Annotated in this window: 21 protein-coding genes and 1 riboswitch; of the genes, 15 read left to right on the top strand and 6 right to left on the bottom strand. The window is 66.9% G+C overall.

The annotated features are described in order from the left end of the window. The first annotated feature begins 12 nt into the window (after positions 1 to 12). The 5 genes from AL3_RS14045 to AL3_RS14065 all read left to right on the top strand — a co-directional run bounded on the left by AL3_RS14045 (position 13) and on the right by AL3_RS14065 (position 2,837). Positions 13 to 192, top strand: coding sequence for a hypothetical protein (locus AL3_RS14045; protein ID WP_066302190.1), 180 nt, complete (start codon positions 13 to 15; stop codon positions 190 to 192). Next, on the top strand, positions 189 to 593 hold the full coding sequence (locus AL3_RS14050) for an Asp23/Gls24 family envelope stress response protein (protein ID WP_066302191.1): 405 nt from the start codon (positions 189 to 191) through the stop codon (positions 591 to 593). The genes AL3_RS14045 and AL3_RS14050 overlap by 4 nt, the downstream gene beginning before the upstream one ends. Beyond that, positions 590 to 1,180, top strand: coding sequence for a DUF6286 domain-containing protein (locus AL3_RS14055; protein WP_066302192.1), 591 nt, complete (start codon positions 590 to 592; stop codon positions 1,178 to 1,180). Before AL3_RS14050 ends, AL3_RS14055 begins: the two co-directional genes overlap by 4 nt. A gap of 33 nt (positions 1,181 to 1,213) precedes the next feature. Beyond that, positions 1,214 to 1,837 carry a hypothetical protein gene (locus tag AL3_RS14060; RefSeq protein WP_151723854.1) on the top strand — a complete coding sequence of 208 codons (624 nt, stop codon included), beginning with the start codon at positions 1,214 to 1,216 and terminating at the stop codon, positions 1,835 to 1,837. 118 nt (positions 1,838 to 1,955) lie between these two features. Beyond that, positions 1,956 to 2,837 carry an MBL fold metallo-hydrolase gene (locus AL3_RS14065; RefSeq protein WP_215727395.1) on the top strand — a complete coding sequence of 294 codons (882 nt, stop codon included), beginning with the start codon at positions 1,956 to 1,958 and terminating at the stop codon, positions 2,835 to 2,837. Here AL3_RS14065 and cycA read toward each other — a convergent pair. Beyond that, the gene (cycA, locus tag AL3_RS14070) at positions 2,824 to 4,314 is read right to left on the bottom strand and encodes a D-serine/D-alanine/glycine transporter (protein ID WP_066302196.1); all 1,491 of its coding nucleotides are present in this window, start codon (positions 4,312 to 4,314) and stop codon (positions 2,824 to 2,826) included. The two genes, AL3_RS14065 and cycA, sit on opposite strands and share 14 nt — an antisense overlap. Positions 4,315 to 4,579: 265 nt before the next feature. Next, positions 4,580 to 4,686: riboswitch (glycine riboswitch) on the top strand. A gap of 148 nt (positions 4,687 to 4,834) precedes the next feature. Between cycA and gcvP the strand changes: the two genes are divergently transcribed. The 7 genes from gcvP to AL3_RS14105 all read left to right on the top strand — a co-directional run bounded on the left by gcvP (position 4,835) and on the right by AL3_RS14105 (position 12,811). Continuing rightward, positions 4,835 to 7,669: an aminomethyl-transferring glycine dehydrogenase gene (gene gcvP, locus AL3_RS14075; protein ID WP_066302199.1), complete on the top strand. Its 2,835-nt coding sequence runs from the start codon at positions 4,835 to 4,837 to the stop codon at positions 7,667 to 7,669. Between the two features lie 12 nt (positions 7,670 to 7,681). Beyond that, positions 7,682 to 8,803 carry a glycine cleavage system aminomethyltransferase GcvT gene (gene gcvT / locus AL3_RS14080; protein WP_066302201.1) on the top strand — a complete coding sequence of 374 codons (1,122 nt, stop codon included), beginning with the start codon at positions 7,682 to 7,684 and terminating at the stop codon, positions 8,801 to 8,803. Between the two features lie 154 nt (positions 8,804 to 8,957). Then, positions 8,958 to 9,335, top strand: coding sequence for a glycine cleavage system protein GcvH (gene gcvH / locus AL3_RS14085; RefSeq protein WP_066302203.1), 378 nt, complete (start codon positions 8,958 to 8,960; stop codon positions 9,333 to 9,335). After that, entirely contained in the window at positions 9,332 to 10,633 is a 1,302-nt protein-coding gene (gene glyA / locus AL3_RS14090) for a serine hydroxymethyltransferase (RefSeq protein WP_066302205.1), read from the top strand. Before gcvH ends, glyA begins: the two co-directional genes overlap by 4 nt. 22 nt (positions 10,634 to 10,655) lie before the next feature. Beyond that, the gene (locus AL3_RS14095; RefSeq protein ID WP_066302207.1) at positions 10,656 to 12,062 is read left to right on the top strand and encodes an L-serine ammonia-lyase; all 1,407 of its coding nucleotides are present in this window, start codon (positions 10,656 to 10,658) and stop codon (positions 12,060 to 12,062) included. A 90-nt stretch (positions 12,063 to 12,152) separates the two neighbouring features. Next, entirely contained in the window at positions 12,153 to 12,386 is a 234-nt protein-coding gene (locus tag AL3_RS14100) for a hypothetical protein (RefSeq protein WP_066302209.1), read from the top strand. 2 nt (positions 12,387 to 12,388) lie between these two features. Further along, on the top strand, positions 12,389 to 12,811 hold the full coding sequence (locus AL3_RS14105) for a ChaB family protein (RefSeq protein WP_066302211.1): 423 nt from the start codon (positions 12,389 to 12,391) through the stop codon (positions 12,809 to 12,811). Between the two features lie 44 nt (positions 12,812 to 12,855). On the opposite strand, the gene AL3_RS14110 is transcribed toward AL3_RS14105, so the two are convergent. Continuing rightward, entirely contained in the window at positions 12,856 to 13,608 is a 753-nt protein-coding gene (locus tag AL3_RS14110) for an SDR family oxidoreductase (RefSeq protein ID WP_066302212.1), read from the bottom strand. A 211-nt stretch (positions 13,609 to 13,819) separates the two neighbouring features. On the opposite strand from AL3_RS14110, the gene AL3_RS14115 reads away from it, so the two are divergent. From AL3_RS14115 to AL3_RS14125, 3 genes are all read left to right on the top strand, one after another. Then, positions 13,820 to 15,574 (top strand): L-lactate permease, encoded by a 1,755-nt coding sequence (locus AL3_RS14115; RefSeq protein ID WP_246168377.1) that lies wholly within the window; start codon positions 13,820 to 13,822, stop codon positions 15,572 to 15,574. Then, positions 15,574 to 16,968, top strand: coding sequence for an FAD-binding oxidoreductase (locus AL3_RS14120; RefSeq protein ID WP_246168378.1), 1,395 nt, complete (start codon positions 15,574 to 15,576; stop codon positions 16,966 to 16,968). Before AL3_RS14115 ends, AL3_RS14120 begins: the two co-directional genes overlap by 1 nt. 127 nt (positions 16,969 to 17,095) lie before the next feature. Then, positions 17,096 to 18,115: an LLM class flavin-dependent oxidoreductase gene (locus tag AL3_RS14125; protein ID WP_066302213.1), complete on the top strand. Its 1,020-nt coding sequence runs from the start codon at positions 17,096 to 17,098 to the stop codon at positions 18,113 to 18,115. Positions 18,116 to 18,208: 93 nt separating this feature from the next. Here AL3_RS14125 and AL3_RS14130 read toward each other — a convergent pair whose 3' ends face one another. The 4 genes from AL3_RS14130 to AL3_RS14145 all read right to left on the bottom strand — a co-directional run bounded on the left by AL3_RS14130 (position 18,209) and on the right by AL3_RS14145 (position 23,213). Beyond that, positions 18,209 to 18,709, bottom strand: a complete 501-nt coding sequence (locus AL3_RS14130) for a phage tail protein (RefSeq protein WP_066302215.1) — start codon at positions 18,707 to 18,709, stop codon at positions 18,209 to 18,211. After that, the gene (locus AL3_RS14135) at positions 18,706 to 19,071 is read right to left on the bottom strand and encodes a DUF6916 family protein (protein ID WP_066302218.1); all 366 of its coding nucleotides are present in this window, start codon (positions 19,069 to 19,071) and stop codon (positions 18,706 to 18,708) included. The genes AL3_RS14130 and AL3_RS14135 overlap by 4 nt, the downstream gene beginning before the upstream one ends. Next, positions 19,068 to 20,423 (bottom strand): collagen-like domain-containing protein, encoded by a 1,356-nt coding sequence (locus AL3_RS18760; protein ID WP_066302220.1) that lies wholly within the window; start codon positions 20,421 to 20,423, stop codon positions 19,068 to 19,070. Before AL3_RS18760 ends, AL3_RS14135 begins: the two co-directional genes overlap by 4 nt. A gap of 291 nt (positions 20,424 to 20,714) precedes the next feature. Next, entirely contained in the window at positions 20,715 to 23,213 is a 2,499-nt protein-coding gene (locus AL3_RS14145) for an MMPL family transporter (RefSeq protein ID WP_066302225.1), read from the bottom strand. Between the last annotated feature and the right edge of the window lie 9 nt (positions 23,214 to 23,222).

Here is a 23,222-nt window from a genome sequence, read left to right on the forward strand (position 1 = left end):
AAGGAGAACACCATGTCTGCAACAAGATGGTGCCTGGCTGTTGGTCTGGTTCTGGGGATCGTGCTGGCCTTCGGTGGGTGGTTCGCCTTTTTGGTCACCCTCCTCTTCGGCCTGATCGGCCTGCTGGTGGGGCTCACGGCTGACGGCAAGCTCGACATGGCCGGGTTGTTTGGCCGGGCCTCGAGCCGATGACCACCACGGAGGTGCCCGCTGCCGGCCGCTCCCGCCGTGACGTGGGCAGCCGGGGCAGCACATCCATGTCCAAGAAGGTCCTGGAAAAGATCGCCAGCCAGGTGGCCCGGGATGAGACGCAAGCAGGCGGAACCTCCGGCGGTTTCCTCGGCATCGGCTCGCGGGTGGACTTCACGGCCCGCCCGGATGCCGACGTCGAACTGGCCGGGAACATCGCCAGCCTCAAGGTGACGGTGGGGCTTCCGTACCCGCTGCCGCTGCGCCGGGCAACGGACCAGCTGCGCCAGCGGATCGCAGAACGGGTCACGGACCTCACCGGGGTGCAGGTGCGGCAGGTGGACATCACCGTCGCCTGGCTGCGGCCGAAGGCCCTCACCTCCGGCCGAAGGCAGCTGCTGTGAGCCGGCCGGGCGCGCCTCCGGTGGCGCTGCGCCAGCGTCCGAGCAGATCGGTTCCGGCAACCATTTGTGCCGCCGTGCTCCTTGCCCTGGGAATCGTGCTGGTTTGGGTGGCCCTGGTCCGCCTGACCTCCGGGTCCTGGCCGGAGGCATTTATTGCTCCGTTCACCTGGGTTGCGGGGGTGAGCTGGAACGATCCCGCCGTCTGGACCATCGGCGCCGCCGTGGCCGCGGCCGGGCTGATTCTGCTGCTGGCCGGCATCCTTCCCGGCCGGTTCCGCGACCTTGGCGTACGTCTCCCTGCTGCTGATGAAGCTGATTCGGAAGCAGCAGTGGAAGGTGACGCCTCAGTGGTGATGTCCAGCCGGGCCGTGGCGCAGCTTGCCGCGGCAACCTGCGAACACATCGACGGCGTCTCTTCCGCATCAGCGACGGCAACGGACCGGGAAGTGCGGGTGTCAGTTAACACGGCCCTGCATGACACCAGGGACCTCCACCGCTGGGTGGGCGACGGCGTCCGGTCACGGCTGGTTGCCTCGGGCCTGGACCCGGCACCCCGCGTCAAGGTATTCATCCGCTCCCGGGACTGACCCGGGACCGGCCAGGAACGGAAAGGACGCGCCATGCGACACCATGCGGGGGCGATGAACCGGACGTGGCTGATCATCATCGGCGTGCTGCTTCTGGCCGCTGGAATCTTCGCACTGCTGGTTTCCGCGGGATTCCTGAACCAGGTCACCGGGGGAGCGGTCTCCGGCGCCCAGTCACCGGTGCTGCAGCAGGACCCCGATACCCTGCTGGCACCGGACTGGGTGGCTCCCGCCGTACTGATTGGCGGGCTGATCCTTGGAATCCTGGGCCTGTGGTGGATCCTCGCCGAAATCCCCCGCCGGCGCGAAGCTGCGGGCTACCGGCTGCAGGAGGACCCGGCCCGCGGCATCACCCGATGCGACCCCGGGGTGCTGGCCGCCGCCGTCGAGTACGACGTCAACCGGATGCCCGGCGTCGTCAATTCCTCCGCGCTGCTTCGGGGCACGGCCGGGGCACCGGACCTCGCCCTGCGCGTCACGGTCAATGAGCGCGCGGATATCCAGGAATCCCTGCGCCGGATCCGCTCGGAGGTCCTGCCCAACCTCAGTCTTGCGTTAGAGGCCCCGCTGCACTCCGTGGGCATCCAGCTGGACGTCAGCGGCAAGCCGGCCCAGCTGGGCAGCACCGTCGGATCGACCGGAACGGTGGTCTACTGAACAAGTCATCTACTGAACAAACAGTGGTCCAGCGAGCAGGGGCGAGTCCAAATCGTTACTCGGACAGGTGCCCGGATTCTGCCTGATCAGGTGTTGCCCGCGGGACTGAGACGGTAGCGTGACCGGCACTTCGGCAAAAAACCTGCTCACGAACGGGTCCACGACGATGGTGCAGCACTACAAAGAAGCGCTTCCTCCCAACGACTACCCGATCTGCGTCACCTGCGGCACGCAGTACTCGGAACCGCGCGCCACCTGTCCGGTGTGCCTGGACGAACGTCAGTACGTGCCGCTGTCCGGCCAGGCCTGGACCACGCTTTCCAGACTCCGCTCAGGAGCCCGGCGGGCCAGCGTGCACCCGCAGGGACCCGGTGTGCTCGGCATCGGCTGCGAACCAAAGTTTGCGATCGGGCAGCGGGCCCTGCTGGTCAAGGCCGCGGACGGCAATGTGCTGTGGGACTGCGTGCCCTATCTCGACGAGGAACTCATCGACATCGTCAACGCCGAAGGCGGGCTGTCAGCCATCGCCATCAGCCATCCGCACTACTACTCGACCATGGTGGACTGGGCCCGTGAATTCGAGGTCCCGGTCTACCTGCACACCGCGGACCGGCAGTGGGTGGGCCGCAGCGACCCGGTGCTGCAGTTCTGGGACGGAGACCGGCTGGAGCTGGCATCGGGCCTGGTCCTGTACCGCCCGGGCATCCATTTCCCGGGCGGCACAGTCATGCACTGGGACGAGGACCCCGACGGCGTGGGCGCCCTCTTCAGCGGCGACATCATCCAGGTCATCCCCGACTTCACGCATGTGGCCTTTATGTACAGCTATCCCAATCTCATCCCGGAGCGTCCCGACGTCGTCGAGGCCGCCGCGGAGCTGCTGGCCCCGCTGGCCTACGAGCGGCTGTACGGCGCCTGGTGGGACTTCATCCTGCCGCGGGCAGCGGACCGGATTGTCCAGGACTCCGCTACCCGCTACCTGAAGTTCACCCGCGGCTAAAGGACTCCGCGGCTTCCCGCTCTCCGGCGGCCATCGCTTGGTATTCGGCCACCCGGGCCTGGTGCAGCGGAGTGCGGCGCAGCACGGCGTAAATACCGCCCAGGAGGGCAAACCAGATGGGTGTGACGAGCAGGGCCATCAGGGTGTCCGGCTGCGTCGTCAGGGCCCACACGATGAACACGAAGAAGGCCAGCACCACGTAGACCATGACCCGGCCGCCGGGAAGCTTGAACGTCGATTCCGCATGCAGGTGCGGACGGCGGCGCCGGTAGGCGAGGTAGCTGAACAGGATGATGGTCCAGACAAACATGAAGCAGAGCGCGGAGATCGTGGTCACCAGTGTGAAGGCCGCGCTCACCGACTCGCCCGCGTACAGCAGCACCACGCCGGCGAGCAGGAAGGTGCAGGAGAAGAACAGTGCGTTCTGCGGAACCTTGCGCCGGGACAGGCGGCTGAAGGGGCGGGGGGCATCGCCGTCGCGCGCCAGGCCGTAGACCATGCGCGAGGTCGAGTAGATGCCGGAGTTCGCCGAGGACGCCGCGGACGTCAGCACCACGAAGTTCACGACGGCGGCAGCCGTACCCAGCCCGGCGAGGGTGAACATACCCACGAACGGACTTTCGTCCGCGCTGAAATCGGTCCAGGGGATCACCGACATGAGGATGACCAGGGCGCCTACGTAGAACAGCATGATGCGCAGCGGGATCGAGTTGATCGCCTTGGGCAGGTTCTTGGTCGGATCCTTGGTCTCGGCCGCGGCGGTGCCCACCAGTTCGATGCCCACGAAGGCAAAAACGGCGATCTGGAAGCCTGCCACGAAGCCCATGGGACCGGTGGGGAAGAACCCGCCGTTTTCCCAGAGATTGCCGAAGCTGGCTGTCTCGGCCGGCCCGGACTGGAATCCGGTGAGGATCATCACCAGGCCCACCACGATCAGGGTCATGATGGCCACGATCTTGATCAGGGCGAACCAGAACTCGGTTTCACCAAACGCCTTCACGGTGGGAAGGTTCAGCGCCAGCAGCAGTGCGATGCAGGCCAGGGCCGGAATCCAGAGCGGCGCACCGGCCCACCAGTAGGTGACATAGTGGGCGATCGCCACCACATCGGCGATGCCGGTAACCACCCAGCAGAACCAGTAGGTCCAGCCGGTGAAGAAACCGGCCCACGGGCCCAGCAGGTCAGCGGCGAAATCGCTGAAGGACTTGTACTCCAGGTTGGAGAGCAGCAGCTCGCCCATGGCCCGCATCACGAAGTACAGCATGAAGCCGATGATCATGTAGACGAAGATGACCGAGGGGCCCGCAACGGAGATGGTCTTACCGGAGCCCATGAACAGGCCGGTGCCGATGGCACCGCCGATCGCGAGCAGCTGGATATGGCGGCTGGACAGCGACCGGGAGAGGTCCGGGTCCTTGGAACTGGAAACAGCTGCGGACTGCGCACTGCTGGACGGGCGGGTGGAGCTACCTGACATGGAGTTCTTTCTCGTAGGCACCAATTCGAGGCGCCGCCGCCAAGACACGCTGCGCTCACCGTTACCGGTGAAGCTTCATGAGATGCGGCGTCACCGCCGATCATTTCAGTTTCGGGAGTGCCTGCGGACATGTCAATTTGGGAGTTTGCGGCGGCTGGTTTATATACGGGCGCGCCCGGGTTGGCAAGGGTCCTGCGTCATACCTTGAAGGCGCAGGTGCGGCCGACTAGAGTCAGCTACGCAGCTACAACTGAATATGCCTTTATCAGCCGTGGCGGGAGAGTCCTGCAGCAGCGAACATCCGACGCCGCGGGCGCCGTAGGAGCAAACCCTCCCCGGGAATCTCTCAGGCCCCTGTACCGCCACAGCGAGGCAACTCTGGAAAGCAGGACCGGATCACTCCGGATCCTCACCGACGGTGCAAGCGGGCCATTCCCGCGGAATCTCTCAGGTCCAATACAGAGCGGGGAGGAACCAATCGTCTCATCGGCGTACCCTCGCCCGCCTTTTGGAGCCTCCCATGACAGCAGTTCCGTCCACCGCAGCCTTCGTCGACCGCCACATTGGTGCGCGCGCGACTGAAACCGACGCCATGCTCAAGGCCGTCGGATATGACACCCTCGACAACCTCGTGGACGCTGCCGTTCCGGCCGCCATCCGCCAGGACACCCCGCTGGTGCTGGGCACGGCCCAGAGCGAGCAGGAAACGCTGGCCGAGCTCCGCCGCATTGCCGCGAAGAACAAAACCGCCGTGCAGATGATCGGCCAGGGTTATTTCGACACCCACACTCCTCCGGTGATCCTGCGCAATGTCGTGGAGGATCCCGCCTGGTACACGGCCTACACGCCGTACCAGCCTGAAATCTCCCAGGGCCGGCTGGAGGCCCTGCTGAACTTCCAGACCATGGTCCAGGACCTCACTGCCCTGCCCGTCGCCAACGCCTCGCTGCTGGATGAAGCCACCGCCGTCGCGGAGGCCGTGCTGCTGATGCGCCGCTCCAACAAGGCCAAGTCGGAGGGCAAAATCGTCCTGGACGCCGACGCCCTGCCGCAGACCATCGCGATCGTCCGCGGCCGGGCCAAGGCCCTCGGGTTCGACGTCGAGGTCGCTGACCTTTCCGCCGGCCTGCCCGACGGCGAGATCACCGGTGTTGTCCTGCAGCAGCCCGGCGTCTCCGGCGCCGTCCGGAACCAGGCCGCCGTTATCGCCGAGGCCAAGGAGCGCGGTGCCCTGGTCACCGTGGCAGCCGACCTCCTGGCCCTGACCCTGCTGACTCCTCCCGGAGAGCAGGGCGCGGACATCGCCGTCGGCTCCGTGCAGCGCTTTGGCGTTCCGCTCTTCTTCGGCGGCCCGCACGCCGCGTACATGGCCGTGCGCAAGGGCCTCGAGCGCTCGCTGCCCGGCCGGCTGGTCGGCGTCTCCAAGGACTCCGCCGGCACCCCGGCCTACCGCCTGGCACTGCAGACCCGCGAGCAGCACATCCGCCGGGAAAAGGCGACCTCCAACATCTGCACCGCGCAGGCGCTGCTGGCGATCGTGGCCTCCATGTACGCCGTTTACCACGGTCCGGAAGGCCTGAAGGCAATTGCCCTGCGCGTCAACGGCCACGCCCGTGCCCTGGCCGGCGCCCTATCCGCGGCCGGCATCGAGCTGGTCTCCGACACCTTCTTCGACACCGTCACCGCCCGGGTTCCCGGCCGCGCAGCCGACATCGTTGCCGCTGCGGAGGCGAAGGGTATCAACCTGCGGCTGGTCGACGCAGACACAGTCGGTGTGTCCGCTGACGAGACCACCACGGACGCAGTGATTGCCGACGTCGCCGCCGCCTTCGGCGCCGAGCCGGCTGAAGCCGCCGGGTTCGAACTCCCGACGGAGCTGCTGCGCACCTCGGAATTTATGACCCACCCGGTGTTCTCCTCCTACCGCTCCGAAACCCAGATGCTGCGCTACCTGCGCCGCCTCTCGGACCGCGACCTGGCCCTGGACCGGACCATGATCCCGCTGGGCTCCTGCACCATGAAGCTCAACGCCACCGCCGAAATGCAGGCCATGACCTGGCCCGAATTCGCCTCGATCCACCCCTTCGCCCCGGATTCCCAGACCGAGGGCTGGCGTGAACTCATCTCCGACCTCGAGGCCCAGCTGGCCACCATCACCGGCTACGACCAGGTGTCCATCCAGCCCAACGCCGGTTCCCAGGGCGAGCTGGCGGGCCTGCTCGCCATCCGCGGCTACCACCACTCCCGCGGCGACGTGCAGCGCAACATCTGCCTGATCCCGGCTTCCGCCCACGGCACCAACGCCGCCTCCGCTGTCCTGGCCGGCATGAAGGTCGTGGTCGTCGGAACCGCCGGCGACGGCGCGATCGACCACGCGGATCTGCGCGCCAAGATCGATGCGCACCGCGAGAACCTCGCCGCGATCATGATCACCTACCCCTCCACCCACGGTGTGTACGACGACGACGTCCGCGACGTCTGCGACGCCATCCATGAAGCAGGCGGCCAGGTCTACATCGACGGCGCCAACCTCAACGCCCTGGTCGGGCTGGCCCAGCCGGGCGAGTTCGGCGGCGACGTCTCCCACCTGAACCTGCACAAAACCTTCTGCATCCCGCACGGCGGCGGCGGCCCCGGCGTCGGACCGGTGGCTGCCAAGGCCCACCTGGCTCCGTTTATGCCCGGCAACGCCGCGGCCTGGGACGGCGGGGAGGATATCCCGATCTCAGCCTCCCGCTTCGGGTCCGCCGGCGTCCTGCCGATCTCCTGGGCCTACGTCCGCCTGATGGGTGGGGACGGCCTGACCTCCGCCACCAAGAGTGCACTGCTGGCCGCGAACTACGTTGCCGCCCGCCTGAACGACTACTTCCCGGTGCTCTACACCGGCAAGGGCGGGCTGGTGGCCCACGAGTGCATCCTGGACCTGCGCGACCTCACCGCCAAGACCGGCGTCACCGCAGAGGATGTGGCCAAGCGCCTGGTCGACTACGGCTTCCACGCCCCCACACTCTCCTTCCCGGTGGCAGGAACCCTCATGGTTGAACCCACCGAGTCCGAGGACCAGGGCGAGATTGACCGGTTCATCGACGCGATGATCGCCATCCGCGCCGAGATCGACCAGGTTGCCGCCGGCGACTTCACGGTCGAGGCCAGCCCGCTGCGGAACGCCCCGCACACCGCCACCGTGGTGGCCGGCAACGACTGGGACCGCTCCTACCCGCGCGAACAGGCCGCCTTCCCGCTGCGCAGCCTGCGGACGGACAAGTACTTCCCGCCCGTGGGCCGCATCGACGGCGCCGCAGGGGACCGCAACCTGATTTGCTCCTGCCCGCCGATCGAAGAGTTCGAGAACTAGGAGACTTTGACAATGACCGAGCAGTACACCGCGCTTTTTGAAGAGCACAAGCGCCTCGGCGCCTCCTTCACCGACTTCGGCGGCTGGCAGATGCCGCTGAAGTACAGCTCCGAACTGGCTGAGCACCACGCCGTCCGCAAGGCCGCAGGCCTGTTCGACCTCTCCCACATGGGCGAAGTCCGGGTCTCGGGCCCGCAGGCGGGCGCGTTCCTGGACTACGCGCTTACCGGCAAACTCTCCGCTGTGGCCGTGGGCCGGGCCAAGTACTCGCTGATCACGAACGCCGACGGCGGGATCATCGATGACCTGATCAGCTACCGGCTGGGGGACAATGAGTACCTGGTGGTCCCCAACGCCGGGAACGCCGCCGTCGTCGCCGCCGAACTCACCGCCCGCGCCGAAGGATTCGACGTCACGGTCAAGGATGAAACGGCGGCCACCTCGCTGGTGGCCATCCAGGGGCCTGTTGCCGAAGCAATCCTGCTGGATCTGGTCCCTGCCGGGCAGCAGGAGCTTGTCACGGGCATGAAGTACTACGCCGCCGCTCCGGTTGAGCTGAACGTGGACGGCAGTGCGCACAGCCTGCTCGTGGCCCGCACCGGCTACACCGGTGAAGACGGGTTCGAGGTCTACGTGCCCAACGACGCCGCACCGGCGCTGTGGCAGGCGCTGCTCGCCGCCGGAGCGGACCGGGGCCTGGTTCCTGCCGGTCTGGCCTGCCGCGACTCGCTGCGCCTCGAAGCCGGGATGCCGCTCTACGGCAATGAACTCAGCCTGGACCTGGACCCCTATGCAGCCGGCCTCGGCGGTGTGGTGGCCCTGTCCAAGGACGGCGACTTCGTCGGCCGCACGGCGCTGGAAGCCAAAAAGCAGCAGGTCCCGGCCCGCAAGCTCGTCGGCTTGAAGGGCTCGGGCCGCCGTTCGGCCCGCTCGCACTACCCGGTCCTGAAAGACGGCCAAGTGGTCGGCGAAGTGACCTCCGGTGCTCCCAGCCCGACCCTCGGCTTCCCGATCGCCCTTGCCTACGTCGATGCCGCCCTCTCCGAACCCGGCACCCCTCTCGACGTCGACCTCCGCGGTAAACCCGAACCGTTCGAAGTGGTTCAGCTCCCGTTCTACAAGCGCGAAAAGTAAGCAGTACCAAACTTGGGCGGTGGCGGAACGTTCCGTGTAGCCCCGCATCGCCGAGCGAGGAACGAGCGAGGTGTCTAAGGGGCGGCGGAGCGTTCTGCCACCGCCTCACACCTAGACTTTGAACCAGTTGTTCACCACTTGAAAGGCACACACCATGAGCAAAGTAATTGAAGGTCTCCGCTACTCGGCCGAACACGAATGGGTGGATGGCTCCAGCCCCGTGAAAGTTGGCATCTCCGCCGTCGCCGCTGACGCGCTGGGCGATGTTGTCTACGTTGACCTCCCCGCCGTCGGCGACACCGTGACTGCCGGCGAGACCTGCGGCGAGGTGGAGTCCACCAAGTCCGTTTCAGACCTCTACGCACCGGTGTCCGGCACGATCGTGGAAATCAACCAGGAAGCCGTGGACAACCCGGCCATCCTGAACGAGGATCCGTACGGCGCCGGCTGGCTGTTCACCGTTGAGGTCTCGGAGGAGGGCGAGCTGCTGAGCGCTGCCGAGTACGCGGAGAAGAACGGCGGCGAGCTGTGACCGATTATCTGAACGCACACCTGTCGGAGATCGATCCGGAGGTTGCCGAGCAGATCGACAACGAGCGGCGCCGCCAGCAGGACGGCCTGGAGATGATCGCGTCCGAAAACCACACTTCGGTCGCGGTTATGGAAGCCCAGGGCTCCGTGCTGACCAACAAGTACGCCGAGGGTTACCCCGGGCGCCGCTACTACGGTGGCTGCGAGTACGTGGACGTGATCGAAAAGCTGGCGATCGAGCGGGCCAAGGCCCTGTTCGGTGCCGGGTTCGCCAACGTCCAGCCGCACTCCGGTGCGCAGGCCAACGCTGCGGTGATGCACGCGCTGATCCGCCCCGGTGACACCGTCCTGGGTCTCTCACTGGCCGACGGCGGCCACCTGACGCACGGTATGAAGCTGAACTTCTCCGGCCGGCTGTACAACATCGTCCCCTACGGTGTGGACGAAACCACCCACACCGTGCGGATGGAGGAAGTGGAGCGCCTGGCGCGCGAACACCAGCCCAAACTGATCGTGGCCGGCTGGTCCGCCTACGCCAGGCAGCTGGACTTCGCGGAGTTCCGCCGGATCGCGGACGAGGTTGGCGCTTACCTGATGGTGGACATGGCGCACTTCGCCGGACTGGTGGCCGCCGGCCTGCATCCCAGCCCGGTACCGCACGCCCACGTGGTCACTTCCACCACGCACAAGACCCTGGCCGGTCCGCGCGGCGGCATCATCCTCTCCAACGAGGCGGAGATCGCCAAGAAGCTGAACTCGGCCGTCTTCCCGGGCCAGCAGGGCGGCCCACTGGAACACGTGATTGCCGGTAAGGCCACCGCGCTGAAGATCGCCGGGACCCCGGAGTTCCGGGAACGCCAGGAACGCACTCTGGCCGGCTCCCGCATCCTCGCCGAGCGGCTGCTCGCCGAGGACGTGGCGGCCAAGGGTATTTCCGTGGTTTCCGGCGGCACCGATGTGCACCTGGTCCTGGTGGACCTGCGCAACGCTGAGCTTGACGGCCAGCAGGGCGAAGACCGGCTGGCGCAGATCGACATCACGGTCAACCGCAATGCTGTTCCGTTCGACCCGCGTCCGCCCATGGTCACCTCCGGCCTGCGGATCGGAACACCGGCGCTGGCTACCCGCGGTTTCGATGAGGCAGCGTTCCGTGAGGTCGCGGACATCATTGCCCAGGCACTGATCGCCGGGGCGGACGAGGACCTCAGCTCGCTGAAGGACCGGGTCCACGCGCTGGCCGCGGCCCATCCGCTCTACCCGCAGGTCGCCGACCTTGCCGGAGCACCCACCCGCGTCTAGGCGCGAACCAAAGGACACCCGCATGGCTGTTGGCGTTTTCGATCTCTTCACCGTTGGCATCGGCCCCTCCAGTTCCCACACCGTGGGACCCATGCGGGCTGCCGCTGCCTTCGCTGGTGAATTGGCGGAGGCCGGCGTCCTGGAGTCCGTGGCCGGCCTCCGCGTGGACCTGTACGGGTCCCTCGCGGCGACCGGCCGCGGGCACGGCACCTTCCCTGCGGTCCTGTTGGGACTAGAGGGTTTTGCTCCGGAAGAGATTCGTCCGGAGCAGATGGAGGAGCGGCTGGCCGCCATCGAGTCCGCGGGGAAGATCCATCTGGGCGGCCAGGACGGTGGGGTCCTTCTGGACTACGGGATCGCGGACATGGTCCTGCACCCGCTGACCGTCCTGCCGCGGCACACCAACGGCATCCGCTTCGCTGTCAGCGGCTCCGGCGGGGGCGTGCTTCATGAAGCCACGTTCTTCTCCGTCGGCGGCGGTTTTATCGTGCGCGACGGCGAGGAAGACACCGCCGCGCAGGAGCTCGCCGCGTCCAAGCAGCAGCTCCCGTACCCGTTCCGCACGGCGGCCGAGCTGCTGGCGCACTGCACCTCCTCCGGCCTGGACATCAGCGGGGTGATGCTGGCCAACGAGCTGGTGTCCCGCCCGGAGGAAGAGATCCGGTCCGGGCTGCTGCACATCCGGGACGTGATGGATGACTGCAAGGATTCCGCGATCGCCCGCACCGGCCTGCTGCCCGGAGGGCTGAAGGTCCGCCGCCGGGCACCCCAGTGGCACACCCGCCTGCGCCAGGAGGACCCCAACCGGGATCCGCGGTTCTGGCAGGAATGGGTCAACCTGGTCGCGCTGGCCGTCAACGAGGAGAACGCCTCCGGCGGACGGGTGGTCACCGCGCCCACCAACGGCGCCGCCGGCATCATTCCCGCCGTCCTCTTCTATGCAACGCATTACGCTCCGGGCATGGACACGGCCACGCCGGAGGAAAAGGACGACGCCGTGGTCCGCTTCCTGCTCGCCGCCGGTGCCGTGGGGGTGCTCTACAAGGAGCAGGCCTCCATTTCCGGCGCAGAGGTGGGCTGTCAGGGCGAGGTGGGGTCGGCGTCGTCCATGGCCGCCGCCGGGCTGGCCGAAATCCTGGGCGGCACACCCGAACAGGTGGAAAACGCCGCAGAGATCGCGATGGAGCACAACCTGGGGCTGACCTGCGATCCGATTGGCGGCTTGGTGCAGGTCCCGTGCATCGAACGCAACGCCATCGGCGCCGGCAAAGCGGTGAACGCCGCAAAAATGGCGCTCTGGGGCGATGGGGAGCACCGGGTCTCACTCGATGAAGTCATTGTGACCATGCGGGAGACCGGCAAGGACATGAGTTCCAAGTACAAGGAAACCGCACTGGGCGGCCTCGCCGTGAATGTGGTGGAGTGCTGACACGCGGCATGGTCCGCGGCTTGAGCGGCTCCTTGAAGGGTGATAGACCGTAAGGACGCTTAGTAACTTGCCGACCGGAAGGAAAGCACCATGGCCGAACGCGGAAACAGCACCCACGGACGCCGCATGGACGAGGAGCTGAAGCACGAAACGCAGAACCTCACCCGCAGCGCCGTCCCTGACCACACGCAGGAATGGCGGAACCCCGAACCCATGGCGGATGACACGGACAGTGCCGAGGTCCAGGCGGCCATGGGCGTTGTGTCGATGGAAGCCGCTCCGGAAACGGAAGCGTGGGCCGGCGTGCCGGAGGGGGAGGACTAGGAGTGCCAAAGACCTCCCAGCGCGGCAACGCGAAAAAGAGCGAGCTGCCCTCGACCCTGCAGCGGTCGGACAAAAAGGCGCAGGACACCTTTGCGAAGACCTACGACTCAGCGATCGAGGAATACGGTGACGAGCAGCGGGCGGCACAGACTGCCTACGCCTCGCTCAAACACACCTATGAAAAGATCGGCGACCACTGGGAGCCCAAGGCCTCCAGCGGACCGTCTGACCAAAAAGCGGCGGAGGGCAGGAACTCCACTGCGGACACTGCCGGCGGGGTGGACGCGAACGCGTCCAAAGAGCATCTCTATGAGGTTGCGTCGAAGCTGGACGTTTCCGGGCGTTCCAAGATGACCAAGGATGAGCTGGTCACCGCTATCCAGCAGGCCAACGAAAAGAAGACCCGGGAAGCCCGGGGGGACTAGCCCGGACACACCCGGCGCATCCAGGGCGTCCCCGCCGCGCCGGTTTAGCCCCGGCCCAGGAAGGGCATGCCGGCTGCGGTCAGAACCACCGAACCGGGGTTTGCTGAGGCCGGCAGCCCGGCCATAAACAGGACCGTCCGGGCAGCCTCCTCCACCGGGAATGTCGGTTCCACCCGGCGGGAGCCATCCGGTTGCAGGGCCCCGCCAGTGGTGATCCCGTCCAGCAGCCCGGTGGCGGCGTTGCCGATGTCGATCTGGGCGCAGCTGATTCCGAAGCTGCGCCCGTCCAGGTCGATGGACTTCGTCAAGCCGGTGACGGCGTGCTTGGTCGCGGTGTACGCGGCCGCCAGCGGGCGCGGCGCGATCGCGGAGACCGAGCCGTTGTTGATGATCCGGCCGCCCTGCGGCTCCTGCCGTTTCATCTGCCGCATTGCCGCGGCGGCGCAGAGCATGGTCCCGGTGAGATTCACGGCGAGCGTGTTGTTCCAGTCGCTCAGGCTGATTTCGTCCACGGACCCGGCGGGCCCGAAGCTGCCGGCGTTGTTGAATAGCACATCCACCCGCCCAAACGCGCTGGCGGCGGCGCTGAACAGGCGCTCGACGTCGTCGGGCAGCGTGACATCCGCCGGTACCACCAGGGCGCGCGGATTAGCTTCGGCCGTTTCAACCAGCGCTTCTTCGCGCCGGCCGGCCAGTGCCACCTGCCAGCCGGCGGCGAGGAAGGCGCGGGCCGTGGCCCGGCCAATACCGGAGCCGGCCCCGGTAATTACGGCGGTGCGGGAATTGTTTGAACTCATGAATACATCCTGCCCCAGCCCGGCAAAAGGCGTGCCGCTGGAATAGCGGAAATGGGTCTATTAGGCACCCAAAGGAAGAGTTTCTGGTGTTTCGCCGGCAAAAGGAGACGGGAAAGCGTTGACCCGCCCGAAGCGCAAGCCTAGGGTCAACCCAACCTAAGTCCCGATGCGGACCGGAGCGATCCGGCCGAGCAAAAACAAGGGAGTTTTTGTGGGTATTCCTACGGCGCAGTTTGAACAGGTCCTCGATCCGGTCGGCAGTTCCCTGGTACTTTCAGCCATCCTGGCTGCGCTGCCGCTCCTCCTGCTTTTCGTCCTGCTGGGCGTCTTCCGCCTCAAGGCGTACCAGGCGGGAATCATTGCCCTGGTGCTGTCCATTCTGCTGGCGGTCTTCGGCTGGGGAATGCCCGTGGACCAGACATTGTCAGCCACGGCACTGGGCGCGTTCTACGCGGTATTCCCCATCCTGTGGATCCTCATCAACGCGCTCTGGATTTACAACCTGACGGTGGCAACCCCCTGGTTCGACGTCCTGGGCAGGACAATCCGCTCCATCTCGGATGACCTGCGCATCCTTTCCATCCTGATCGCGTTCTGTTTTGGTGCCCTGCTCGAATCCCTGGCCGGATTCGGCGCGCCGGTGGCGATTGCGGCGGCCATGCTGATGGCCGCAGGGATGAAACCGCTGAAGGCGGCCATGGTGTCGCTGCTGGCCAACACCGCGCCGGTGGCGTTCGGTGCGATGGCCGCCCCGATTATCGCGCTGAATGGGGTCACCGGGATCCCGCTGCACGAACTGTCCTCCATGACCGGCCGGCAGACGCCGTTCATCGCCCTGGTTGTCCCGCTGATTCTGGTGTTCCTGGTCGACGGCAAACGGGGCGTCCGGCAGACCTGGCCGGTGGCGCTGGTGGCGGGGTTCGTTTTCGGGCTAGCCCAGTTTGTGGCCTCGAACTTCTTCGTGGTCGAGCTGACCGACGTGGTGGCCGCCGTGGCAACCGTGATCGCCGTCCTGGCCATGCTCCGGGTCTGGCAGCCCAAGGAACTCATCAGCATGTCTGGGGAAGCCGTTAACGACGACGCCGCCGAGGGGCTCCGCGGCGAGGGCACGAGACTGGGCGCCGCGGAGGCAACGGCCACTTTGACCCGGACCGGAGGCGGGAGCAAACCCGGATCCCGGGCGGACGGCGGGGACGGCGGGGAACAGGCCCCGGCCCGGCCTCCGGGCCGCAGTGTGTGGCTCGCCGTCGCTCCGTACCTGATCATCATCGTGATCTTCTCCCTGGCGCAGATCCCGCCAATCAAAGCATGGCTGACCGCCGTCGGCGGCGTTACCTTCCACTGGCCCGGCCTGGACGTGGTGAACTCCGCAGGGGATCCCGTGGGGGCGCAGAACCTGCGGTTCGACCATCTGAAGGCGACCGGCACGCTGCTGCTGTTTTCCGGCCTCCTGACCATGCTGCTCTACCGCGTCAAGCCCTCCGCGGGCATACGCATCTACGGGGAAACCCTCAAGACGCTGCGCTGGACCATCGTGACGGTGTGTTCGGTGCTTGCGCTGTCCTTCGTGATGAACCTGTCCGGCCAGACCACCACCCTGGGTGTGGCACTGGCTTCGGCCGGCGGTTTCTTCGCCCTGCTGTCACCGCTCCTGGGGTGGATCGGTGTGGCCCTGACGGGCTCGGATACCTCCTCCAACTCGCTTTTCGGCCAGCTGCAGGTGGCCGCCGCCAATGAAACCGGGCTGTCGCCCACGCTGATGGCCGCTTCCAACTCCTCAGCAGGCGTCCTGGGCAAAATGCTCTCACTGCAGAACCTGGCCATTGCGGCAGCGGCGGTGGGCCTGAACGGCGTCGAAGGCACACTGCTGCGCAAACTCATCGGCTGGAGCCTGGGCCTCCTGGTCCTGATGACCCTGCTCATCTGGCTGCAGTCCACGCCCGTCCTGGGCTGGATGGTGCCGTAGTGAGCACCGAATCCCTGCCGTCCCGCACAGCTTCCGGGCCGGCCGCCGGACGGACGGCGGCGCTGCTGGCGGAAGCGGCGCATGCTTCAGTCCTCTCCTCGGACCGGGAGGCCGCCGGCACGGACCGGTCCGGGTATCAGCCGCCCAGCCTGCCGGACGGAGTGGTTTTCGCGCACGACGCCGGGGAGGTTGCCAGCGCCCTCCGGCTCGCCACTGCGCACCGGGTTCCTGTGGTGCCCCGCGGTGCCGGAACCGGGCTGGCCGCAGGTTCCACGGCGCGGGCCGGGGAAGTGGTGCTGGATCTCTCCCGGATGAACAAGATTCTGCGGATCGATCCGGAGGAGCAGCTGGCAGTGGTCCAGCCCGGCGTCCTGAATGCTGAGCTGAATGCGGCAGCGGGGGAGTACGGACTCTTCTACGCTCCGGATCCGGCGAGCACCGCCATCTGTTTCATCGGAGGGAACATCGCCACGAACGCCGGCGGAATGCGCTGCGCCAAGTACGGTGTCACCCGGGAGGCGGTCCTGGCGCTGCGCGTCATCCTCGCCGACGGGCGGGAACTGCGCACCGGGCGCGAAACCATCAAGGGGGTCAGCGGCTACGACCTCAACGCACTGATTATCGGTTCGGAAGGCACCCTCGGCATCGTGGTGGAGGCGACCCTGCGGCTGCGGCCGCTCCCGGTCCAGACGGCTACGGTCGCGGCGTTCTTCCCCTCCGTGGAGCAGGCTGCGCGCGCTGCCTCGGCGGTTGTTGCGTCCCGGATCCAGCCCTCGATGATGGAACTGATGGATGGACAGACCCTGGAGGCCGTGGATGCCGCGCTGGGCACGGATTACCGTTCCCGCGGCGCCTCCTTCCTCCTGGTGCAGACCGACGGGCACGGCGCGTTCCTGGAACAGGATGTGGTGATGGACGCCGTCGCGCCCTTTGGCACCTGTGAAAAGGCGGTCGATGACGCCCAGGCAGCCGCCCTGGTCACAGCCCGGCGGGAAGCAATTCCGTCGCTGGAAAAGCTGGGCCGGGTCTCGATCGGTGACATCGGCGTGCCCCGCGGCAAGCTGGCGGAGGTGGTGGCCGGGCTGGAGGAGATATCAGCGCGGACCGGGGTGCGGATCTTCACCGTTGCCCACGCCTCGGACGGGAACCTGCATCCGATGATCGTGATGGATCCGGAGGATTCAGTCACGGAAGGACCGCCGAAAGCGGCGCTGGGGGAGATGTTCCACCTGGCCAAGTCCCTGGGCGGCACCCTCACCGGTGAACACGGCATCGGCCTGCTCAAGCGGGACTGGCTGGAAGAGGAGCTTGGCAGTGTCTCCCTGGAGGTAATGCACGCGGTCCGGCAGGCACTGGACCCGCTGGGCATCCTGAACCCGGGCAAGGCGATCTAGGCTGACGGTTTGTCCGCCCGCCCACTTCCGGGAATACCCGGCCGGGGAATTGGCTTCTATTCATGCATATGCATACAGTTGGATTGGCTGCAGCCAATCTGCCGCACCAGCATGAAAGGCCCTATCCATGCCCAAGAAAATCGGCTTCCTCTCCTTCGGTCACTACCGGGACGTGCCAGGCGCCCGCGTGGGCACAGCGGGGGCCTCGCTGCGCGACAGCGTGGAACTGGCCGTGGCTGCCGAGGAGGCAGGGTTCGACGGCGCCTGGGTCCGGGTCCACCACTTTGATCAGTCACTCGCAGCCCCGTTCCCGCTGCTCGCCGCGATGGCAGCGCGGACCACCACGCTCGACGTCGGTACCGGCGTCGTCGACCTTCGCTACGAAAACCCGCTCTACATGGCAGAGGAAGCAGCGGCCGTTGATCTGCTCAGCAACGGACGGCTGCAGCTGGGGATCAGCCGGGGATCACCCGAACCTGCCGCCGATGGGCAGGCTGTCTTCGGGTACACCCTCGGTGAGAACGAAACCTGGGCCGAAAACACGCGGGCGCGGGCCAGTCTTTTCCGCCGCGCAATCAGCGGCCAGCCAGTGGCTCATTCGCAGCCCGCCCTCAGCCGGGGGCTGGCGCCGGACCTGGCGGTCCAGCCCCAGTCGCCGGGGCTCCCGGACCGGATTTGGTGGGGAGCGGCCAGCTACGATTCGGGCCTGTGGACTGCCCGCTCCGGCATGAATCTGCTGAGCTCCACGCTGCTGCTGGCGGACGACGGGCGTCCCTTCCATGTCCAGCAGGCTGACCAGGTGCGGGACTACCGCAAGGCCTACGCTGAGTGCGGGCATACCGGACCTGGGCTTTCCGCAGTGACCCGCAGTGCGTTCCCAATCACCACGGATGCGGACCGGCGGTACTTCGGCCTGCGGAACGAGGCGCAGGAAGGTGTTGGTGTGATCGACGGCCTGGCCGCGCGCTCCGGGCCGACCTTTGCCGGCGCTCCGGAACAGGTAGCCCGGCAGCTGGCCGCCGATGATGCCGTGACGGAGGCCGACTACGTGCTGTTCGCGCTGCCCAGCCAGCTCGGCGTGGATTACAACGCGCATCTGATGCGAAACATCGCCGATGTTGCCCGGGAACTGGGCTGGAAGGACTAGCCCGCTCGGCTGGATCCGTGGTGCCCGCTTCTCTGCGGAGAAACGGGCACCATGTTTTTGCTTCAGCGGGACGCCGCTAGGCTCCCGGGCGTCCTAACTCCGCGGCGGGAAGATGCCTTGCAGGGCGATGATGAAATTGATTGCCAGATACGGGGGCATGTTGTTATGCGGCTGGTTGCCGCCCACTACCCCTGTCGGTGCCATGTCAGCGCCTGAGTTGATGGGCCCGTAACTGCCCCCGCGGGCGGGGACCTTTCCTGCGGGCCGGTCGGAAACCTGCTCAACCGACCCGTACTGAGCATGTGCGTGGGCAGGCATCTCCTGGTGATTAAGCACAACCGCTTCCTGGCCTCCCCGCTGCCCCTGGTTGTAATAGGAGCCGCTGGGAGATGCTCCCATATGGAGCGGAAAGGTGCCCTGGAGATTCGGCAGTGCAAAGGTGTTCATTCCATCCCCGCCGTACGTGGTTCCAAGCAGTGAAAACAGTGCCGAGTTCTGCTGGATCGGCAGGATCTGTCCGTTGCAGTGTGCCCAGCCAACGGGGGCGAACTGGAAACCAACCATGCGGATCTCACCGAGATACTGATCGCTCATAACTGCTGTCCTTTGGGTAGGTGGGTAAAGACGGCCAGCGCACGCCGCCCGTATGAGGTCAGGAAGAGGTCCACCGGACCGATTCCCGGGTGGCGGACGCAGTGCAGGCCTTCGGTCATGTCCGCGGAATCGGATTCCATCACCAGCCGGAAGCCCGCTGTGGAGCGCTCGACGCCGGCGAGTCGAACCTGCAGGCCGCCGACGGACAGGGTTTCACCGACCAGCGGCTCCCACGTCTGAGCCGCATAGGGATCGGGCTTCCCGGTGGCGGCGTATGCCGGCACCCCGCTGGCTGCGACTGCTGCCAGCGCAGCCGTCCCGGCCAGGAAAACCCGCCGGCTGGGCCTCTTGGCCGGGATCACGGCTGCGCGCCGTTGAAGCCAAGTGCGTACCGGAGGTTCTTCACCGGCAGCCCGCCGGTGGAAGCGTAGCCGATGCTGACCGAGTCCCCGGCGGAGACAGTGACCGGTGTGGCCGGGGCGGTGCAGGCAGCGATCATATTCGCAAGCGTGCAGGCCAGACCGGTGTCCGAGCCGTTGACCCGGACAGTGAGGGTCACCGTGCCGGCCCGTGGGGTGACGGCGCCGGTGAAACCGGACAGGGTGCCGCCCAGGGGCAGTGCGGTTGCTGCGTCAGGCTCAGCGGCGACCGCCGAGGTCCCGGACAGCGGGATGAAGGCGGCGGTGTCCGAAGGATCGATGAACGTCAGGGACCCGGTGAAAACCGATCCGTCGCCGGGGGCTCCCTGAGGCCCCTGCGCCCCGGCCGGTCCTGCCGGTCCGACGGCTCCTATGACGCCGGTTGGACCCTGAATGCCCGGCACACCCTGAGTGCCCTGGGCCCCTTCCGGGCCAGTCTGCCCCTGCGGCCCCTCCGGACCTATTGGTCCCTGCGGTCCGATAAGGCTTTGGGTTCCTCCGGGCCATGTGCCGGAGGATTTTGGTCCGTAGACGGCGAAGGTTGTTGTCTCCAGGTAAAAATCGCCGTCCACACCAAAGTTGGCAGCTGGCGCACCCACGCCATTGCGGATGGTATTTCCGTCGCGGCCGGGAAGTCCGGCAGCCCCGTCGGTTCCGTCCGCCCCATCAGCGCCGTTGGCTCCGTCAGCGCCGTTGGCCCCGGCGGGGCCTGTTGCTCCGGCGGGTCCCGGTGCCCCGTCAGCGCCGTCAGCGCCGTCGGTCCCATCGGCACCGGCCGGTCCTGCTGCTCCCGGTGCCCCGTCAGTTCCAGCCGCTCCAGCCGCTCCAACCGTCCCGGCTGCCCCGTCAGCTCCAGCTGTTCCGCCGGCGCCGTCGGCGCCGTTGGATCCAGCCGTTCCGTTGGATCCGGCCGGACCCTGTGCTCCGGAAGCGCCAGCCTCGCCCTTCACGCCGGCCTCGCCCTTCTCGCCGGCGTCGCCCTTTTCGCCCTTGTCTCCGGGTTTGCCTGACGCGCCGTCGGCGCCGTTGGACGGCCCGGCGGTCGCGGCGAAAGTGGGTACTGTTCCGTCAACAGGCCCAGCAGCCAGCCATGACACCGGCAGCTCATTCGGGCCACAGGACAACGTGCCGGCCTCCGAGGTGATGCTGGAGAAATCCAGTGTTGAACTGTCGAGGCAGGCATGGATTGATGCGGCATCCTCAGCTGACGATGCTGGTGTGCAGGCGCCGAGTGCAAGGACTGCGGCTGCCGCTGCGGCGGCTAATGAGAGATGTTTGGGGCGCAGGCGGTTCAAGCTGGCTTCTCCTCGGTCGGCAGAAATGATGTGCCGGGGGAGAGGCGGGGTGGGAAGCCGCAGTGCATGGGAATTCGTCCCCCCAGGGTCATCCACTGCCGATGCCAAGCGTAAAACGTTTTGGACCCAGTCCAATATTTTATTTCGAAAAGCGGGCGCAATATGACGGGGACGCCACCGCCACACCGCCCCCGCCAAAAGGTTCCCCAAATAGGACCCGCCAAACAGCAGCTGCCCCCGGCCGGGGCCGGGGGCAGCTGCTGTTTTATCTGAAGGGGGAAATGCGGGCGGCTAGGCCTGCTTCACCGGTTCGGCCTGCTCAGGGACCTCGTGCGGGTGCCGGCGTTCCAGCGAAGCACCCTCGACGTCGACGTCCGGCAGGATCTTGTCCAGCCACTTCGGCAGCCACCAGGCCTTGTCCCCGGCCAGGTGCATCAGCGCCGGGATCAGCAGCATCCGCACCACAAAGGCGTCCAGCAGCACGCCGAAGGCGAGGGCAAAACCGATGGGCCGGATCATCGCACTGTGGGAGAAGACGAAGCCGCCGAAGACCGAGACCATGATGATGGCCGCGGCGGTCACCACGGACCTCCCAGCCCGGACACCCTGGACCACGGCGACGCGCGACGGCGCTCCGTGGGCATACGCTTCCCGCATCCCGGAGCCGATGAACAGCATGTAGTCCATGGCCAGGCCGAACAGGATGCCCACCAGGATGGTCGGCAGGAAGTTCAGGATCGGGCCGGGGGTCTCCACGTTGAAGACTCCTGCGAGCCAGCCCCACTGGTAGATCGCCACCACGCCGCCGAGGGCCGCGAAGTAGGAGAGCACAAACCCGAGCGTGGCGATGACCGGCACATAGATGGACCGGAACACCAGGATCAGGATCAGCAGGGAGAGGCCGACGACGACGCCCAGGTAGATCGGCAGCGCATCGGAGAGCTTGTCTGAGATGTCGATGTTCCCGCTCGCGGAGCCGGCCACGCCGATCTCATACGTTCCATCCAGCGGGGACATATCCCGCAGGGTGTGGACCAGGTTCTCGGTGGACTCACTGGTGGGCCCTTCGGTCGGGACCACCTGGAAGGCCACGGTGCTGCCGTCTTCGGAGGAGCCGACGGGCGCTACTGCGGAAACGCCGTCCTGCTCGAAGAGGATCTGGGCAATCTCGGCCTGCGCGGCCGTAGCTTCAGCCTCGGTCGGTTCGGACGGGAGTTCGGCGACAACCAGCAGGGTGCCGTTCTGTCCCTCGCCGAACTTCTCCGACAGGGCCGAGTACGCCTGGTACTGCGTGGAGTCATGCGGTTCGGAGGAGCCGTCCGGCAGCCCGGTCCGCAGATCAAGTGCAGGAACGGCGATAACCAGCAGGGCAGCGATCGCCGCCACCGCGGTCAGCACCGCGCTGAGCGTGGACATGGGCTTCACCGGGGCGGCTGCGGCGGCGGGCTGGCCGGCCTCGGCTGCGGAGGAGATGGAGGCCCGCTCCTTCTTGCTCAGGATCCGCATGCCAACGAGCTTCAGCAGCGCCGGCGTCAGGGTCACGGCGATCAGCACGGCGATCGCAATACACGCAGCGCCCACGGTGCCCATCAGGCCCAGGAACGGAATACCGCTGATATTCAGGGCCAGCAGTGCAATCAGCACGGTCGCGCCGGCGAAGACGACGGCGTTGCCGGACGTGCCGTTGGCCAGGCCGATGGACTCTTCGAGCTCGAAGCCGTTTTTGAGCTGGCGGCGGTGCCGGTTGACGATGAACAGGGTGTAGTCGATGCCCACGGCCAGGCCGAGCATCAGGCCCAGTACGGGAGTCACGGAGATCATTTCGACGACGCCGGAGAACGCCAGGGCACCGAGGGCGCCGATGCCGACGCCGATGAGGGCGGTTACCAGCGGAAGTCCGGCACCGACGAGGGTACCGAGCATAACCACCAGGACGATTGCCGCGATGACCAGGCCGACAACTTCGCCCACGCCCACGATGCTGGGGATGCCCTGGGTGATGTCAGCGGAGAAATCAGCGGTTACGCCGTCCACCGGTGCGCCGTCGAACACCGCAACGACAGCATCCTTGGTCTCCTGCGGGATCTCCATCTGGGTGTCCTCGAAGACCACGGTCAGGACCGCGGTGCTGCCGTCCTCGGAGACCATGCGGATTTCCTTGGCCATGTTCAGCAGGGCAGCGCCCTGCTCCAGCTGCGGCGCCTGTTCCTCGGCTGCGGCGGCCTGGGCTTCCAGCTCCGCCCGGCCGGCGTCGAGCTGGGCCTGCTGCGCGTCCAGCTGCGGTGCGGCCATAGCGAGCATGCCCGCCGCCTCGGCCTGGGCCCGGGCGGCGTCCAGCTGCGCCTGGCCGGCGTCGAGTTCGGCCCGCGCTGCCTCGATCTGCTGCAGCCCGGCCTCGAGCTGGGCCTGTCCATCGGCGAGCTGCCGGGACTGCTCCTCCCGCTGCGCCTCGGTGGCGAAGGGGTCGACGGCGTTTTCCACGCCGTCCACGGCCTTGGTTTCCTCGACCAGCGCACTGATGGCGTCACGCTGTTCGGCGGTGAACGCCGAACCGTCCTCGGTCTGCAGCACGATCGAGCCGGTGCCTCCCGATGCCTCGGGAAGTTCCTGCTGCAGCCGGTCGGTGACCTGGGTGGTGGGGGTATTGGGAATGGAGATCGCGGAGGAGAGCGTGCCGCCGAACAGCGCGAACGCTATTCCGGCGACAGCCAGCACGGCGATCCACACCGCCAGTACGGTGCGGGCACGCCGCGCGGCGGCCTGTCCGAGGCGGTACAGGAATTCAGCCATTGGAGGTCC

This window comes from Arthrobacter luteolus NBRC 107841, from assembly GCF_001552075.1.
Lineage (GTDB): Bacteria > Actinomycetota > Actinomycetes > Actinomycetales > Micrococcaceae > Arthrobacter_B > Arthrobacter_B luteolus.